This is a genomic window from Kribbella capetownensis (assembly GCF_004331485.1).
Lineage (GTDB): Bacteria > Actinomycetota > Actinomycetes > Propionibacteriales > Kribbellaceae > Kribbella > Kribbella capetownensis.
This window is the reverse complement of the sequence record NZ_SJKD01000003.1, coordinates 369,428-386,155: the sequence shown is the minus strand read 5'-3', so window position 1 is coordinate 386,155 and position 16,728 is coordinate 369,428. Positions and strand designations below refer to the sequence as shown.

Genomic DNA, 16,728 nt, shown 5'->3' with positions numbered 1-16,728 from the left:
GACGGGACGACGACGAGGAGTGGCGCCAACCATGGACAATACGACAGCCGATCAAGCGGTGACGCGAGTGAGCGAGGAGGCTCACGACCTGCACGGCAACAGCCCGGCGGCCTGGACCGCCGTGGTGATTGTGCTGGTCGCGTTCACGCTAGGGGCCATCGCAATGGTGCTCGGCCCGAACTGGCTGCTGTTCTGGATCTCGGTCGCGATCGCCGTACTCGGCGCGCTGACCGGCAAGGTGTTGCAACTGCTGGGCTTCGGTGTCCCGGCAGACGGCCACCACTGAGGAGTTGACCGATGACGACGGTGCTTGACGACATTCTCGTGGGGGTTCGGGAAGACCTCGCGGAGCGCCAGGCGCGGGTCAGCCTGGACGATCTCAAACTGGAGGCGCAGCGCAAGCCCGGCGCCAAGGACCCGATGCCGGTGTTCCGCGGCGACGGGATCGCGATCATCGCCGAGGTGAAGCGGTCCAGCCCGTCCCGGGGCGAGCTGGCCGAGATCAGCGACCCGGCCGCGCTGGCCGGGGAGTACGAGGGCGGTGGCGCCGCGGCGATCTCGGTGCTGACCGAGAAGCGCCGGTTCAACGGCAGCCTGGACGACCTGCGGGCGGTCCGCGGCCGGGTCGACGTGCCGGTACTGCGCAAGGACTTCGTGATCTCGTCGTACCAGCTCTGGGAGGCCCGCGCGGCCGGCGCCGACATGGTGTTGCTGATCGTCGCGGCGCTGGAGCAGGAGGCGCTGGTCTCGCTGATCGAGCGTGCGCACTCGATCGGGCTGTGCCCGCTGGTCGAGGTGCACGACGAGGAGGAGACCCGGCGTGCGGTGGACGCCGGCGCCCAGCTGATCGGCGTGAACAACCGGAACCTGAAGACCCTCGAGGTCGACCGGGACACCTTCGCCCGGGTCGCGCCGACCATCCCGGCCAACCTGGTCCGGGTGGCGGAGTCCGGGGTTCGCGGTCCGCATGATGTAATCGAGTTCGCGCGCGCCGGGGCCGATGTCGTCCTCGTCGGTGAAACCCTGGTGACCGGCGGCGATCCGCGTGCTTCGGTCGCCGACCTCGTCGCCGCCGGGTCGCACCCCGCCATCCAGCAGCGGCACTAGACCTCTCCTCGCGTCGGTCCAAACGGCGCGGGGGTGGTGGAAGACCCTCCCGTGCCTCAGGCCGGTGTTTCTTTGGAAGGCTTTTCGGATGAGTACTGTGCTGCCCGACCAGCTCGGGCACTTCGGCCGTTTCGGCGGCAGGTTCATGCCGGAGGCGCTGATCGCGCCACTCGACGAGCTGACCCGGGCCTGGCAGGAAGCCATGGCCGACCCGGAGTTCACCGGCGAGTTCGACCGGATGCTGCGTGAGTACGCCGGTGTCCCGAGCCTGCTGTACGACGCGACCCGGCTGTCCGAGGCGGCCGGGGCGCGGATCCTGCTGAAGCGCGAGGACCTGAACCACACCGGTGCGCACAAAGTCCGCAACGCGCTCGGCCAGGCGCTGCTGACCAAGCGGATGGGCAAGACCCGCGTCATCGCCGAGACCGGCGCCGGCCAGCACGGCGTCGCGACCGCGACCGCGTGCGCCTACCTCGACCTCGAGTGCGTGGTCTACATGGGCGAGGTCGACACCGAGCGGCAGGCCCTGAACGTGGCCCGGATGAAGCTGCTCGGCGCCGAGGTGATCTCGGTGAAGACCGGCAGCCGGACGCTGAAGGACGCGATCAACGACGCGCTGCGCGACTGGGTCGCCAGCGTCGACAAGACCCACTACATCCTCGGTACGGCGGCCGGTGCGCACCCGTTCCCGGCGATGGTGCGCGATTTCGTCCGTGGCATCGGCGACGAGGCGCGGGCCCAGTCGCTCGAACTGCTCGGCAGGCTGCCCGACGCGGCGGTCGCATCGGTCGGCGGTGGATCGAACGCGATCGGCCTGTTCGCCGCGTTCATCCCCGACGCCGAGGTGAAGCTGTACGGCATCGAGCCGGGTGGTGACGGCTTCGAGACCGGCCGGCACGCGGCCACGATCAGCGCCGGGCAGGTCGGCGTACTGCATGGCGCGCGGTCGTTCCTGCTGCAGGACGAGGACGGGCAGACGATCGAGTCGCACTCGATCTCGGCCGGGCTGGACTACCCGGGCGTCGGGCCGGAGCACGCGTGGCTGGCCGACACCGGACGGGCGTCGTACCGCCCGATCACGGACGCCGAGGCGATGGAGGCGTTCCGGCTGCTGTCGCGGACCGAGGGCATCATCCCGGCGATCGAGTCGGCGCACGCGGTCGCCGGTGCGTTGGACATCGCCAAGGAACTGGGGCCGGAGGCAACCATCCTGGTGAACCTGTCCGGTCGTGGTGACAAGGACATGGACACCGCGAGCAAGTGGTTCGGACTGATCGACGCGCCGGAGGCCGGTCGTGAGTGAAGTGATTGCCCTGGGCAAGGCCGGGGCCGCGATCCGGACGGCGAACGACGCGGGCCGCGGCGCCCTGGTCGCGTACCTTCCGGCCGGCTACCCGTCGTACGACGGTGGGATCGATGCGATCAAGGCGCTGGTCGACGGTGGCGCCGACGTGCTCGAGATCGGGTTCCCGTACAGCGACCCGGTGATGGACGGTGTCACGGTCCAGCGCGCCTCCGAGGCCGCACTGGCCGCAGGGCTGCGGACCCGTGACGTCCTCAGCACGGTGGAGAAGCTCGCGTCGTACTCCGACGTGCCGGTGCTGGTGATGACGTACTGGAACCCGATCGAGCGGTACGGCGTGGACCGGTTCGCCGCCGACCTCGCCGGGGCCGGGGGAGCGGGGCTGATCACGCCCGACCTGATCCCGGACGAGGGCGCGGAGTGGATCGCGTCCGCGGACAAGCACGACCTGGACAAGGTGTTCCTGGTGTCGCCGTCGTCGACCGACGAGCGGATCCGGATGACCACCGCCGCGTGCCGCGGTTTCGTCTACGCGACCGCGGTGATGGGTGTCACCGGGACCCGGGAGAAGCCGTCGGACCTGGCGGCGCCACTGGTGGCGCGGACGAAGGCGGCCACCGGTGTTCCGGTCGGTGTCGGCCTCGGTGTCTCGAACGCGGACCAGGCCGCCGGTGTGGCGGCGTTCGCAGACGCGGTCATCGTCGGTTCGGCGTTCGTCAAGGTGGTCGAGGCCGGTGAAGGCCCGGCGGGTGTGCGAAGGCTCACGGAGAGCCTGGCCGAGGGTGTCCGCAGGGAACCCAGCACCGCCGCCAGTCGTTAGAACCGCCGTGAGTCGAACCAGGAACGCGGCACTCCTGCTGACCGCGGTGGCTCTGCTGGCCCTCGCGGGCTGCAGCGGCGGCAAACAAGAGGCGGACAACCCCGGTGGAGCGGTCATCCGCACCACCCAGAACCCGAACGGTCTGCGCGGGGCGAGTCTGGACCGGCCGTACGCGATGCCGGCGAAAACCCTGACCGACACGGGTGGCAATCCGTTCAACCTGGTCACCTCGACGAAGAAGCCGGTCACGCTGGTGTTCTTCGGCTACACGAACTGCCCGGACGTCTGCCCGACGGTGATGGCCGACGTGGCGTCCGCGCTGACCAAGCTGGACCAGTCGGTGCGCGACCAGGTCCAGTTGCTGTTCATCACCACCGACCCGGCCCGCGACACCGGCCCGGTGATCCGTAAGTACCTGGACCGGTTCGACCCGTCGTTCGTCGGGCTGTCCGGTTCGCTGACTTCGATCAAGGACATCGCACAGGCCGTCGGCGTAGCGGTGGAGGGGATGCAGAAGCTTCCCTCCGGCGGGTACGAGGTCGGGCACGGTGCCCAGGTGATCGGCTTCGGCAAGAACGACAAGGCGAACGTGCTCTGGTTGTCGAACGCCGCCATCGGCGACCTGGCGCATGACTTCGGGAAGCTGGTGGAGGACAACCAGTGAGCAAGTGGCGACAGCCGTGGTTCCCCTGGGTCTCCCTGGCGGCACGGCTCGTGCTGGGCGTGGTGATGCTGGTGGCGGGTGCGCTGAAGGTGACCGACCCGGAGACCGCGGCGCAGGCGGTCCGGGCGTACGAGATCCTGCCGAGCGGGCTGGTCTCGCCGGTCGGCTGGGGGCTGCCGTTCCTGGAGATCGCGATCGGGTTGCTGTTGATCGTCGGTTTCGGTGTCCGCGCCGCGGCCGTGGCCGCAGGTGTTTTCATGATCGTGTTCATCGTCGCGGTTTCGTCCGCCTGGGTGCGCGGCCTCGCGATCGACTGCGGCTGCTTCGGCGGCGGTGGACAGATCGCCCCTAGCCAGACGAAGTACCTGCAGGAGATCCTGCGGGACGTCGGCCTGCTGCTGCTCGCGGCCTGGCTGTGGCTGAACCCTGTGAGTAAGTACGCCCTCGAGACCGACCCATCCACCGAATCGTCCGCCCGGACAGGAGCCACCGCGTCGTGAGCAAGACCAAAGCCCCCGTGAATCCGCTGGTGCAGCAGACCAAGCGGCGGATCTCGCCCGGGATCATCGTGGTGATCGTGCTGGTGCTGGCCCTCGGGGCCGGCGTCGGCGTGCAGTACTGGCGCGGCCACTCCAAGATCGAGGTGAGCGCGAACGGGCGGCCCGAGCCGACCGTGATCACCGGCCCCGGCCAGGCCGGCAAAGGTGTCACCGTCGGCCAGGCCGGCGCGAAGGCGCACATCGACCTGTACCTCGACTTCCGCTGCCCGCACTGCGCGGAGTTCGAGGAGGCGACCGGCGCGACCGTCGACAAGCTGGTCCAGGACGGCACCGCCACCCTGACCTACTGGCCGCTCGGCTTCGTCAACCCGGACGCCTCGCCGCGGCTGGCCAACGCCTTCGCCGCCGCGGCCGCGAACGGCAAGGCACTCAGCTTCGCCGACGAGATGTACGGCGACTTCAGCAAGTCCTGGACCACCGACCAGCTGATGGAGCTGGGCAAACAGCTCGGCATCGGCGACGCGAAGTTCCAGCAGGCAGTGCAGGACAACACGTACGCCGGCTGGCTCGACACCGTCTCCAAGGCGTCGGACGACCGCGGCGTGACCGGTACGCCGACCGTCTACGTCAACGACAAGCAACTCGACGCCGACCAACTGACCGCGGAAGGCCTGCAGAAGGCCGTGGACGCGATCGCGAGCTGACGCACCGAGTCCCCATCGTGACCATGAGTTTCTGGTCGCGGTGGGACGGGTCGAGTAGCGTTCCCACTTGCCATGTCTAGTCTGATTCCCGCCGTGATGGTTCCGGCGTTCATCCCCAGCCCGAGCCAGGGTGTCTGGCACGTCTTCGACCTGCCGATCCGCGCGTACGCGCTGTGCATCCTGGCCGGCATCTTCATCGGCTACTGGCTCGGCCGCCGGCGCTGGGTCGCCCGCGGCGGCTCGCCCACCGTGCTGGCCGACATCATGTTCTGGGCCATCCCGTTCGGTTTGGTCGGGGCCCGGATCTACCACGTCATCACCGACGCCGAGCTGTACTTCGGCGAGGGCCGGCACCCGATCGACGCGCTGAAGATCTGGCACGGCGGGCTCGGCATCTGGGGTGCGGTCGGGTTCGGCGCACTCGGCGCCTGGATCGCCTGCCGGCGGGCCAAGGTGCCGTTCCTGGCGGTCGCGGACGCGATGGCGCCCGGGATCGCGCTGGCGCAGGTCCTCGGCCGGTTCGGGAACTACTTCAACCAGGAACTGTTCGGCAAGCCGACCGACAAGCCGTGGGGCCTGGAGATCTCGCCCGAGCACCGGCCGGAGGGGTACCAGAACTTCGCCACCTTTCACCCGACGTTCCTGTACGAAGCGATCTGGAACCTCGGTGTGGTGGCGCTGGTGATCCTGGTCGACCGCCGCTTCAAGCTCGGCCACGGCCGCGCGTTCGCCCTCTACGTGGCCGGCTACACCGCCGGTCGCGCCTGGGTCGAGAACCTGCGGATCGACACCGTCAACCACTTCCTCGGCCTGCGGCTGAACGTGTGGACGTCGTTGATCCTGTTCGTCATCGCCGTCGTCTACTTCATCGTCAGCGCTCGGCTCCAGCCCGGCCAGGAGGACATCTCCGGCGGTCCCGCCGCCGGCCGGCCCACCGAGGACGAGGCGACGCCCGAGACCGAGACCGGCCCTGACGACGATCCGAAGGTAGACGCTGAGCCCAAGGTCGAGGCGAACAGCACCAACGGTTCCGATCCCGACGGGTCTCGTGACTGACATACCTGAGGATTCTGCCGAGCATCACGGAGATCACACTCATCGTGATGTGAACGGTGGCTGGCTGCGGCCGGCGGTGTTCGGGGCGATGGACGGCCTGGTGTCGAACTTCGCCCTGATCGCCGGCATGGACGGCGGGACCGAGTCCGGCTCGAACGTGATCGTCCTGGCCGGGCTGGCGGGCCTTGCCGCGGGCGCGTTCTCGATGGCGGCCGGGGAGTACACCTCCGTCGCCTCGCAGCGCGAGCTGGCCCGGGCCGAGATCGAGGTGGAGCGCAAGGAGATCCAGCGCCACCCGGTCGACGAGGAAATCGAGCTCGCCGAGACCTATCGCGCCAAGGGCCTCGACCCGGACCTGGCCAGCAAGGTCGCCAAGCAGTTCCACACCGACCCCGACCAGGCCCTCGAGGAGCACGTCCGCGAGGAGCTCGGCATCGACCCGCACGACCTGCCGAACCCGGTGGTCGCGGCCGCGTCCTCGTTCGTCTGCTTCGCGGTCGGCGCGTTCATCCCGCTCCTGCCGTACCTCCTCGGCGCCGGCAGCGTCGTACCGGCACTGATCATGTCGCTCACCGCGCTCTTCGTCTGTGGCGCTGTCGTCTCCCGCGTCACGAGTAGGTCGTGGTGGTACTCCGGCCTCCGCCAACTGCTCCTCGGCGGCCTGGCTGCAGCCCTCACCTACTTCGTCGGAACGCTGGTAGGACCCGGCATCGGCTGAGTATGCGTGAACAGCCCGCTGTAGGCGTTCAGGGCAGGCTGGCCGCCTAGGTGGGCGTAGAGGACGTTCGAGCCCTTGCTGATCTCACCCTCGCGGATCAGGTCGATCAGGCCCGCCATCGACTTGCCCTCGTAGACCGGGTCGATGATCATCCCTTCGAGCTGCCCGGTCAGGCGGATCGCGTGGAGCGTCGACTGCACGGGGATGCCGTACAGGTCACCGGCCCAGCCCTCGAGCACGGTGATCTCGTCGTCGCGGAGCTCCCGGCCGAGCTGGATCAGTTCGGCGGTCGCCCGCGCGATCCGCGCGACCTGGTCGTGGGTCTCCTGCAGCTTCGCGCTCGCGTCGATCCCGATCACCCGCCGCGGCCGGTCCTGCCCGGCGAAGCCGGCGATCATCCCGGCCTGCGTCGACCCGGTGACCGCGCAGACGATGATCGTGTCGAAGAACACGCCGAGTTGCAGCTCCTGCTGTGCGACCTCGCCGGCCCAGCCCGCGAACCCGAGCCCGCCGAGTGGGTGGTCCGAGGCACCCGCGGGGATGGCGTACGGCGTACCTCCGCGGGCCTCGACGTCGGCGAGGGCTTCCTTCCAGCTGTCCTTGAAGCCGATCCCGAAGCCGGCCGGGTCGAGGCGGACCTCGGCACCCATGATCCGGCTCAGCAGGATGTTGCCGACCCGGTCGTTCAGCGCGTCCGGCCAGTCGACCCAGTTCTCCTGCACCAGCACGGCTTTCAGGCCGGCCTTCGCCGCGACCGCCGCCACCTGCCGGGTGTGGTTCGACTGATATCCACCGATCGACACCAGCGTGTCCGCACCCTGCGCGAGCGCGTCGGGCAGCAGGTACTCGAGCTTCCGCGTCTTGTTCCCGCCGTACGCGAGTCCCGAGTTGCAGTCCTCCCGCTTCGCCCAGATCCGGGCCCCACCGAGGTACGTGCTCAGCCGGTCGAGCGGATGCACCGGGCTCGGCCCGAACAGCAGCGGATACCGTGGGAAATCGGACAGTGCCATGGTTCCTCCCGAAACTCGATCGCCCGGCGCCGCCGCCGTGACTAGGGTCGGCCAGATGTTCCCCGGCGAGATCGATGTCCAGCCGTCCATCTACCTCGACCACCTCGGCACCATCTTCGCCCGCTTCGGCGCCGACACCCAGGATTCCGGCAACGTCTCGTACGGCGTACAGACCGGTGCCGCCCGGTACTTCGTCAAGACCGCGGGCGACCCTGCGAACACCGACCCGTACCTGGGCTTCGGCGGCCGCGTCGCCCTACTGCGGAACGCCGTCGCGCTCGCGGAGTCCGTCGTACACCCCGCCCTGCCGACGCTGCACGCGGTGATCGAGTCGCCGGGCGGCCCCCTGCTCGTCTACGACTGGCGCGACGGCGAACTGCTCGGCATCCGCTCGGCAGCGCATGAACGATTCCGCGCCCTGCCCGTCGACGAGATCCTGACCGCGCTCGACACGCTCTACGACCTGCACGCCGATCTCGACGCGGCCGACTGGGTGGAGGGCGATTTCTACGACAGCGCCATGCTGTACGACTTCCCGACCCGCCGACTCACGGTGATGGACCTCGACACCTACCGCCGCGGTCCGCACCGCAATCACATGGGCCGCATGTTCGGCTCCACCCGGTTCATGGCCCCAGAACAGCTCTCCCTGGACGCCCCCATCGACACCCGCACGACGGCCTACGTCATGGCCCGCACCGCCCTCGTCTTCCTGTCCGACCCTCCACCGGCCCAGTACGCCGTCCTCCAGGAAGCCACCACCACCCGCTTCCCGTCGTACGCCGCCTTCCACGCCGCCTGGCTGTCAGCACGGTAGCCAAAAGCAGAAGAAGTCTTTGCGAAGAACTCTTCTGCATTTATCCTGGATGGTGTGACCGACCAGGAACTGCGGCTCGACGCCGCCACCTTGCGCGTGCTGGCGCACCCGATGAGGCTCACGCTGCTCCGGCATCTGCGCCAGCACGGCCCGGCGACGGCGCGGCAGCTCGCGGCGCAGTACGCCATCGACTCGGGTGCGGCCAGCTACCACCTCCGGCGGCTGGGCGAGGGCGGTCTGATCGAGGAGGACGTCGAGCGCGGCAACCGGCGGGACCGCTGGTGGCGGGCGCGCACGGCCGTGTCGGTGCACCATCCGTCCGGTGCGGAGGACGATCGGGCCTACGTACGGGCCGCGGTGCTCGCCTACAGCGATCAACTGCGCCGGGTCGCCGACGACGTCGCCCTGCTCTCCGACGAGTGGCTGGCCGCCTCGACGTTCAGTGACTACACGCTGCGGCTGAAACCGGCCGGGCTGGAGGAGGTCAAGCGTGAGCTGAAGGCTGTGCTCGACCGGCACCGCTCCGACGACGGAACACCGATCTCCGTGCAGCTGCAGGCCTTCCCGGTGCAGGAGCCTGCCAATGGCGCTTAGTACGCCCAAGGCCGCCTACCGCGACCCGAACGTACTGCGATGGGCGGGTGGCTACACGGCGTCGGTGGCTGGCGACGTCGTCTACTTCCTGGTGCTGGCCTGGGCGGTCACCCGAAGCGCCGGTGCTGCTGAGGTCGGTGCGGTGCTCGCGGTCGGAGCTGTGCCGCGGGCCGTGCTGATGCTGGTCGGCGGTGTCGTCGCGGACAGGTTCGGACCACGGCGCATCGTGATCGCCAGTGACCTCGTCCGCTGCCTGCTCGTGCTGTCGGTGGCCGTTGCGGTGTTCGCGGCCGGCACGCGGCTCTGGCTGCTCTTCGGTCTGGCGCTGGTGTTCGGCGTGGTCGACGCTCTGTTCATGCCGGCTGTCGGGGCGCTGCCGCCGAGGATTGCCGAGCCGGAGGAACTCGCGCGGGTCCAGGGGCTGCGGACGCTGGCCGTGCGGATCAGCAACGCGGCCGGACCGCTGATCGCCGCGGTCGTCCTCACGGCGAGTGGGGCGGCAGGTGGGTTCGCAGTGGCCGGGTCGCTGTTCGGGCTGTCGGTGGTGCTGCTGATCGGCGTACGGGTCAAACCGCTTGTTGCGCAAGGGGATCCGGCCGACGACGGAGTACGTGCCGGGCTGAGTTATCTGCGTCGCAACAAGCACCTGAGCAGACTGGTCGTGGTGATCGGGTTGAGCGAGCTGTGCTTCAGCGGACCAGTGGGGATCGGCCTCGTCCTGCTCGTCGGCGAGCGGAACTGGAGTGCCGGGGTGCTGGGCTGGGCGTTGAGTGTGTTCAGTATCGGGGGAGCTGTGGCCGGCGTACTGCTGACGCTCGCGCGCCGGATCCCTCGGGCCGACGTGACACTGGCGACGTCGCTGCTGCTGACCGCTGTGCTGGTTGCGGCCGTCGGCCAGGTGTCCGCGGCGGTGGCGGTCGTCGTGGTGGCGGCAGCGCTCGGGGCGATCAGCGGCGTCTCGATGGGAGTCGCCAACGCGTTGCTGCAACGCCGGACCGACGCCCGCTATCTCGGCCGGGTGAGCTCGGTGACGGCAGTCGCGACGGTCGGCCTGAGCCCGCTGCTTTACCCCTTGACCGGCTTGGCTGCCGCTGCGTGGGGAGCCGGCGCGATCTTCCTCGGCTGTGGGGCTGTCTGCCTGATCGCAGCAGGCGCCGCCGCGACGACATCAGGACCGGCCGTTCGGGGCAGATGAATCTCCGGTGCCGTGGGTGGTTCTGAGCAGGGCTTACTGGGAAGATTGGGGCTAGGAGTGAGCACTTGCTTACTGTGGGTTAGTAGGGCGTGGTGACGGTGGAACGGCTGTCCATCTGTCGGGCGTCATGAGGTAGTCTCGGGACACCCGGCTTGGGCCAATGTTGTCCCGCGGCCAGTTGTTGACCGTAGGACGACGGGAGCCCCTGAATGTTTGGTCGCGCCCCCTTCCCGAGCGAGGGACTGTACGACGGAGCCCACGAGCACGACGCTTGTGGTGTCGCCTTCGTCGCCACCCTGACCGGTGAACCCAGCCACGACATCGTGGCCAAGGCCTTGACCGCCCTGCGCAACCTCGAGCACCGTGGCGCCTCCGGTGCCGAACCGGACTCCGGCGACGGTGCCGGCATCCTGCTCCAGATCCCTGACACCTTCTATCGCAAGGTGTGCGACTTCGAGCTGCCGGTACCGCGCAGCTACGCCACCGGAATCGCGTTCCTCCCGACCGATGCCGACGACGCCGCGAAGGCGATCGCGCGGATCGAGGAGCTCGCCGCCGAGGAGAAGCTGACCGTCCTGGGCTGGCGCGACGTGCCGACCTCCCCGGACCTGCTGGGTGCCACCGCTCGCTCGGTGATGCCGACGTTCAAGCAGCTGTTCGTGGCCGCGCGGGCCGGCCGGGTGCTCGGACTGGCGCTGGAGCGGATGGCGTTCCGGTTGCGGAAGCGGGCCGAGAAGGAGACCGAGACCTACTTCCCGTCGCTGTCCGGCCGGACCATCACCTACAAGGGGATGCTGACCACCGACCAGCTGGACAAGTTCTTCCCCGAGCTGACCGACCCCGACCTCGCCTCCGCGATCGGCGTCGTGCACTCACGGTTCTCGACGAACACGTTCCCGTCCTGGCCGCTGGCCCACCCGTACCGCTACATCGCGCACAACGGCGAGATCAACACCGTCCAGGGCAACCGCAACTGGATGCGGGCTCGCGAGGCCCTGCTCGCCAGCGACCTGATCCCCGGCGACCTCGAGCAGCTCTACCCGATCTGTACGCCGTCCGCCTCGGACTCGGCGTCGTTCGACGAGGTGCTCGAGCTGCTGCACCTGGGCGGCCGGTCGCTGCCGCACGCCATCTTGATGATGATCCCGGAGGCGTGGGAGAACGCGACCACGATGGACCCGGCGCGGCGGGCGTTCTACGAGTTCCACTCGACGCTGATGGAGCCGTGGGACGGCCCGGCGTCGGTGGTCTTCTCCGACGGCAGCAAGGTCGGCGCGGTGCTGGACCGCAACGGCCTGCGTCCCTCCCGCTACTGGGTCACCGAGGACGGACTCGTCGTCCTGGCGTCCGAGGCCGGCGTACTCGACATCGACCCGGCCACCGTCACCGAGAAGGGCCGGCTCGAGCCGGGCCGGATCTTCCTGGTCGACGTCGAGGCGCACCGGATCATCACCGACTCCGAGGTGAAGAACGCGCTCGCCACCGAGCACCCGTACGACGAATGGCTGCACGCCGGCCTGATCCGGTTCGAGGACCTGCACGAGCGTGAGCACGTCGTGCACAGCCACGCGTCGGTGACCCGTCGCCAGCAGGTGTTCGGGTACACGGAGGAGGAACTGCGGGTCATCCTCACCCCGATGGCCAGGGCCGCTGCGGAGCCGATCGGCTCGATGGGCACCGACACGCCGATCGCGGTCCTGAGCGACCGGCCGCGGCTGCTGTTCGACTACTTCGCGCAACTGTTCGCGCAGGTCACCAACCCACCGCTGGACGCGATCCGCGAGGAGCTCGTCACCTCGCTGTCGTCGTCGCTCGGCCCGGAGGCGAACCTGCTCAGCCCGAGCCCGGCGTCCTGCCGGCAGGTCGTGATCCCGTTCCCGGTGATCACGAACGACGAGCTGGCCAAGCTTCGCCACATCAACCTCGACGGCGACATGCCAGGCCTGGCCACGACGGTCCTGCGCGGCGTGTTCGACGTCGAAGGCGGGGGAGACGCGCTGAAGGCGCGGCTCGAGGAGATCTGCGCCGAGGCCGACGCCGCGATCAAGGACGGCGCCCGCATTCTGGTGCTGTCCGACCGCCATTCGAACGCGGACAGCGCGCCGATCCCGTCGCTGCTGCTGACCGCCGCGGTCCACCACCACCTGGTCCGGGAGAAGACCCGTACGCAGGTCGGCCTCGTGGTCGAGGCCGGCGACGTCCGCGAGGTCCACCACGTGGCCCTGCTGATGGGGTACGGCGCTGCCGCCATCAACCCGTACCTCGCGCTGGAGTCGGTCGAGGACCTCTGCCGCCGCGGCACCTACCTGCCGGGCGTCGAGCCCGAGCAGGCCGTGCGCAACGTGGTGAAGTCCCTCGGCAAGGGCGTCCTCAAGGTCATGTCGAAGATGGGCGTCAGCACGGTGGCGTCGTACACGGGTGCCCAGATCTTCGAGGCCAACGGCCTCGCGCCCGACCTGGTCGACACCTACTTCACCGGTACGTCGTCCAAGCTCGGCGGCGTCGGCCTGGACACGATCGCCGAGGAGGTACTCCGGCGACACCTGCGCGCGTACCCAGCCGACGGCATCCTGCCGGCGCACCGCAAGCTGGAGATCGGCGGCGAGTACCAGTGGCGGCGTGAGGGTGAGCCGCACCTGTTCGACCCGGACACAGTGTTCCGGCTGCAGCACAGCACCCGGACCGGGCGCTACGACATCTTCAAGCAGTACACGGCCCGTGTGGACGAGCAGTCCGAGCGGCTGATGACCTTGCGCGGCCTGTTCGGGTTCAACTCCGACCGCGAGCCGATCCCGGTCGAGGAGGTCGAGCCGGTCAGCGCGATCGTCAAGCGGTTCTCCACCGGTGCGATGAGCTACGGCTCGATCAGCGCCGAGGCGCACACCACGCTCGCGATCGCGATGAATCAGCTCGGCGGCAAGTCGAACACCGGTGAGGGCGGCGAGGACTCCGACCGCCTGCACGACCCGTCCCGGCGGAGCTCGATCAAGCAGGTCGCGTCCGGCCGGTTCGGCGTGACCGCGGAGTACCTGACGAACTCCGACGACATCCAGATCAAGATGGCGCAGGGGGCCAAGCCGGGCGAGGGCGGTCAGCTGCCCGGCAACAAGGTCTACCCGTGGGTGGCCAGCACCCGGCACTCGACGCCGGGCGTCGGCCTGATCTCGCCGCCGCCGCACCACGACATCTACTCGATCGAGGATCTGGCCCAGCTGATCCACGACCTGAAGAACGCCAACCCCGCAGCGCGCATTCACGTGAAGCTGGTCTCCGAGGTCGGCGTCGGCACGATCGCCGCGGGTGTCAGCAAGGCGCACGCGGACGTCGTACTGATCTCCGGTCACGACGGCGGCACGGGTGCGGCTCCGCTGACGTCGCTGAAGCATGCGGGCGGTCCGTGGGAGCTCGGCCTGGCCGAGACCCAGCAGACCCTGCTGCTCAACGGGTTGCGCGACCGGATCGTCGTACAGACCGATGGGCAGTTGAAGACCGGGCGGGACGTGGTCGTCGCGGCGCTCCTCGGCGCCGAGGAGTACGGCTTCGCCACCGCGCCGCTGGTGGTGTCGGGCTGCATCATGATGCGGGTCTGCCACCTCGACACCTGCCCGGTGGGCGTCGCGACGCAGAACCCGGTACTGCGCGAACGGTTCTCCGGCAAGCCCGAGTTCGTGGTGAACTTCTTCGAGTTCATCGCCGAGGAGGTCCGGGAATACCTGGCCCAGTTGGGTTTCCGGTCCCTGGACGAGGCGATCGGCCACGCCGAGGTTCTGGACATCCACCGCGCGGTCGACCACTGGAAGGCCGACGGCCTGGATCTGTCGCCGATCCTGCATGTGCCGGCGCTGCCCGAGGGCGCGTCCCGGCACCAGGTCGTCGAGCAGGACCACGGCCTGGACAAGGCGCTCGACAACGAGCTGATCCGGATCTGCCAGCCGGCGCTCGACAGCGGCGAGCCGGTCCGGGCGCAGCTGCCGATCCGCAACGTCAACCGGACCGTCGGCACGATGCTCGGCCACGAGATCACCAAGCGGTACCGCGCGGCCGGCCTGGCCGACGGCACCATCGACCTGACCTTCACCGGGTCGGCCGGCAACTCGTTCGCCGCCTTCGTCCCGAGCGGTGTCACGCTGCGGCTCGAGGGTGACGCCAACGACTACGTCGGCAAGGGCCTGTCCGGTGGCCGGGTGGTGATCCGGCCGGACCGGGTCGCGCGGTTCGACGCCGCCGACCAGATCATCGCCGGCAACGTCATCGCGTACGGCGCGACGTCCGGCGAACTGTTCATCAGTGGTGGCGTCGGGCAACGGTTCTGTGTCCGGAACTCCGGCGCCACCGCGGTCGTCGAGGCGGTCGGCGACCACGCCTGCGAGTACATGACCGGTGGGCGCGTCGTCGTACTGGGCGCCGTCGGCCGGAACTTCGCGGCGGGCATGTCGGGCGGCGTGGCTCACGTGCTCGATCTGGACCGCGCCCTGGTGAACCCGGAGCTGGTGGACCTGCTCCCGCTCACCGAGGACGAGTCCGGACTGTTGCAGGACCTGGTCCGCCGGCACCACGAGGAGACCGGATCGGAACGGGCGGCCAAGCTGCTCGCCGACTGGGCCGCGGCCGAGGTCAGGTTCACCACGGTGATGCCCCGCGACTACGCCCGGGTGCTGGCGGCCAAGGCGGCCGCCGAGCGGGACGGGCTGGACGAGGATGCCACCACGCGAGCGATGATGGAGGCCATCTGATGGCTGACCCGAAGGGCTTCCTGACCACCCCGCGCGAGGTCGCCGACCGGCGGCCGGTGGGCGAACGGGTGCAGGACTGGAAAGAGGTCTACCCCGGTGGGCCGGGCAAGGCGCTGCTGCCGATCATCACCAAGCAGGCCGGCCGTTGCATGGACTGCGGGATCCCGTTCTGCCACAGCGGGTGCCCGCTGGGCAACCTGATCCCGGAGTGGAACGACCTGGTCTGGCGGGACGACTGGTCCGGTGCGATCGAGCGGCTGCACGCGACCAACAACTTCCCGGAGTTCACCGGCCGGCTCTGCCCGGCACCGTGCGAGCCCGCGTGCGTGCTCGGCATCAACCAGGAGCCGGTGACGATCAAGAACGTCGAGGTCGCCATCATCGACAAGGCCTGGGAGAGCGGTGACGTCAAGCCGCAGCCGCCGGAATGGCTGACCGGCAAGACGATCGCGGTCGTCGGCTCCGGCCCGGCCGGCCTGGCCGCCGCCCAGCAGCTGACCCGGGCCGGCCACACCGTCGCGGTGTACGAGCGGGCCGACGCGCCCGGCGGCCTGCTGCGGTACGGCATCCCCGAGTTCAAGATGGAGAAGCTCCAGGTCGACCGCCGGATCCAGCAGATGAAGGAGGAGGGCACGGTCTTCCGCTCCGGTGTCAACGTCGGCGTGGACGTGACCGGCACCCAGCTCAAGCAGCGGTATGACGCCGTCGTGATCGCGACCGGTGCCACCGCGGCCCGCGACCTCCCGGTGCCCGGCCGCGGGTACGGCGGCATCCACCAGGCGATGGAGTACCTGCCGCAGTCGAACCGGGCCTCGCTCGGCCGGACGGTGGACGACCAGATCGTTGCCACCGGCAAGGACGTGGTGATCATCGGTGGCGGTGACACCGGTGCGGACTGCCTCGGCACCGCGCACCGGCAGGGCGCCCGCTCGGTGACCCAGCTGGAGATCATGCCGCGGCCGTCCGACGACCGCCCGACCGGCCAGCCGTGGCCGACGTACCCGATGATCTACCGGGTCGCCTCGGCCCACGAGGAGGGCGGCGACCGGGTCTACTCGGTCTCGACCGTCAACTTCGAGGCCGATGCCGAGGGCAACGTGTCCGGGCTGAACCTGGTCGAGGTCGAGTTCAAGGACGGCCGGTTCGTCCCGGTCGAGGGCACCGAGCGGACCATCCCGACGCAGCTGGTGCTGCTCGCGATGGGCTTCCTCGGGCCGGAGCGGGAGGGCTTCCTCGAGCAGCTCGGGGTCGAGCTCGACGAGCGCGGCAACGTGAAGCGGGACAAGAGCTACCAGACCTCGGTCGAGGGCGTTTTCGCCTGTGGCGACGCCGGCCGCGGCCAGTCGCTGATCGTGTGGGCCATCGCCGAGGGCCGCTCCTGCGCGAACGGCGTGGACACGCTGCTCACCGGCTCGTCGACCCTGCCCACCCCGATCCCGCCGACAGCCCGCCCACTCGCGGTCTGACCCCCGGACATGAAATGCGGGCTGCAGGCAACAAAACGTTG

Annotated in this window: 15 protein-coding genes; 14 read left to right on the top strand and 1 reads right to left on the bottom strand. The window is 69.4% G+C overall.

Annotated features, from left to right (window positions below):
* Positions 1-31: 31 nt before the first annotated feature.
* The 9 genes from E0H75_RS16555 to E0H75_RS16515 all read left to right on the top strand — a co-directional run bounded on the left by E0H75_RS16555 (position 32) and on the right by E0H75_RS16515 (position 6,872).
* Entirely contained in the window at positions 32-286 is a 255-nt protein-coding gene (locus E0H75_RS16555; protein WP_131514431.1) for an HGxxPAAW family protein, read from the top strand.
* Positions 287-297: 11 nt separating this feature from the next.
* Entirely contained in the window at positions 298-1,107 is an 810-nt protein-coding gene (gene trpC / locus E0H75_RS16550) for an indole-3-glycerol phosphate synthase TrpC (RefSeq protein ID WP_131514430.1), read from the top strand.
* Between the two features lie 88 nt (positions 1,108-1,195).
* Positions 1,196-2,410 carry a tryptophan synthase subunit beta gene (gene trpB, locus E0H75_RS16545; protein WP_131514429.1) on the top strand — a complete coding sequence of 405 codons (1,215 nt, stop codon included), beginning with the start codon at positions 1,196-1,198 and terminating at the stop codon, positions 2,408-2,410.
* The gene (gene trpA, locus E0H75_RS16540) at positions 2,403-3,230 is read left to right on the top strand and encodes a tryptophan synthase subunit alpha (protein ID WP_131514428.1); all 828 of its coding nucleotides are present in this window, start codon (positions 2,403-2,405) and stop codon (positions 3,228-3,230) included. Before trpB ends, trpA begins: the two co-directional genes overlap by 8 nt.
* A 7-nt stretch (positions 3,231-3,237) precedes the next feature.
* A complete protein-coding gene (locus E0H75_RS16535) occupies positions 3,238-3,894 on the top strand; it encodes an SCO family protein (RefSeq protein ID WP_238163064.1) in 657 nt (218 codons plus the stop codon).
* Positions 3,891-4,394, top strand: coding sequence for a MauE/DoxX family redox-associated membrane protein (locus E0H75_RS16530; RefSeq protein WP_131514427.1), 504 nt, complete (start codon positions 3,891-3,893; stop codon positions 4,392-4,394). The genes E0H75_RS16535 and E0H75_RS16530 overlap by 4 nt, the downstream gene beginning before the upstream one ends.
* Positions 4,391-5,098, top strand: a complete 708-nt coding sequence (locus tag E0H75_RS16525) for a DsbA family protein (protein ID WP_131514426.1) — start codon at positions 4,391-4,393, stop codon at positions 5,096-5,098. The genes E0H75_RS16530 and E0H75_RS16525 overlap by 4 nt, the downstream gene beginning before the upstream one ends.
* A 72-nt stretch (positions 5,099-5,170) precedes the next feature.
* Positions 5,171-6,154 carry a prolipoprotein diacylglyceryl transferase gene (gene lgt, locus E0H75_RS16520; RefSeq protein WP_202873013.1) on the top strand — a complete coding sequence of 328 codons (984 nt, stop codon included), beginning with the start codon at positions 5,171-5,173 and terminating at the stop codon, positions 6,152-6,154.
* Positions 6,155-6,203: 49 nt separating this feature from the next.
* Positions 6,204-6,872: a VIT1/CCC1 transporter family protein gene (locus tag E0H75_RS16515; RefSeq protein WP_131514425.1), complete on the top strand. Its 669-nt coding sequence runs from the start codon at positions 6,204-6,206 to the stop codon at positions 6,870-6,872.
* Here E0H75_RS16515 and E0H75_RS16510 read toward each other — a convergent pair.
* A complete protein-coding gene (locus E0H75_RS16510) occupies positions 6,833-7,882 on the bottom strand; it encodes a 1-aminocyclopropane-1-carboxylate deaminase (RefSeq protein ID WP_131514424.1) in 1,050 nt (349 codons plus the stop codon). The two genes, E0H75_RS16515 and E0H75_RS16510, sit on opposite strands and share 40 nt — an antisense overlap.
* A 55-nt stretch (positions 7,883-7,937) precedes the next feature.
* Between E0H75_RS16510 and E0H75_RS16505 the strand changes: the two genes are divergently transcribed.
* From E0H75_RS16505 to E0H75_RS16485, 5 genes are all read left to right on the top strand, one after another.
* Positions 7,938-8,699, top strand: a complete 762-nt coding sequence (locus E0H75_RS16505; protein WP_131514423.1) for a protein kinase family protein — start codon at positions 7,938-7,940, stop codon at positions 8,697-8,699.
* Positions 8,700-8,753: 54 nt separating this feature from the next.
* Entirely contained in the window at positions 8,754-9,293 is a 540-nt protein-coding gene (locus tag E0H75_RS16500) for a winged helix-turn-helix domain-containing protein (protein WP_131514422.1), read from the top strand.
* On the top strand, positions 9,283-10,488 hold the full coding sequence (locus E0H75_RS16495; RefSeq protein ID WP_131514421.1) for an MFS transporter: 1,206 nt from the start codon (positions 9,283-9,285) through the stop codon (positions 10,486-10,488). The genes E0H75_RS16500 and E0H75_RS16495 overlap by 11 nt, the downstream gene beginning before the upstream one ends.
* A gap of 209 nt (positions 10,489-10,697) precedes the next feature.
* Positions 10,698-15,221, top strand: coding sequence for a glutamate synthase large subunit (gene gltB / locus E0H75_RS16490; protein ID WP_131514420.1), 4,524 nt, complete (start codon positions 10,698-10,700; stop codon positions 15,219-15,221).
* Positions 15,221-16,687 carry a glutamate synthase subunit beta gene (locus tag E0H75_RS16485; protein ID WP_131514419.1) on the top strand — a complete coding sequence of 489 codons (1,467 nt, stop codon included), beginning with the start codon at positions 15,221-15,223 and terminating at the stop codon, positions 16,685-16,687. The genes gltB and E0H75_RS16485 overlap by 1 nt, the downstream gene beginning before the upstream one ends.
* The last annotated feature ends 41 nt before the right edge of the window (positions 16,688-16,728 follow it).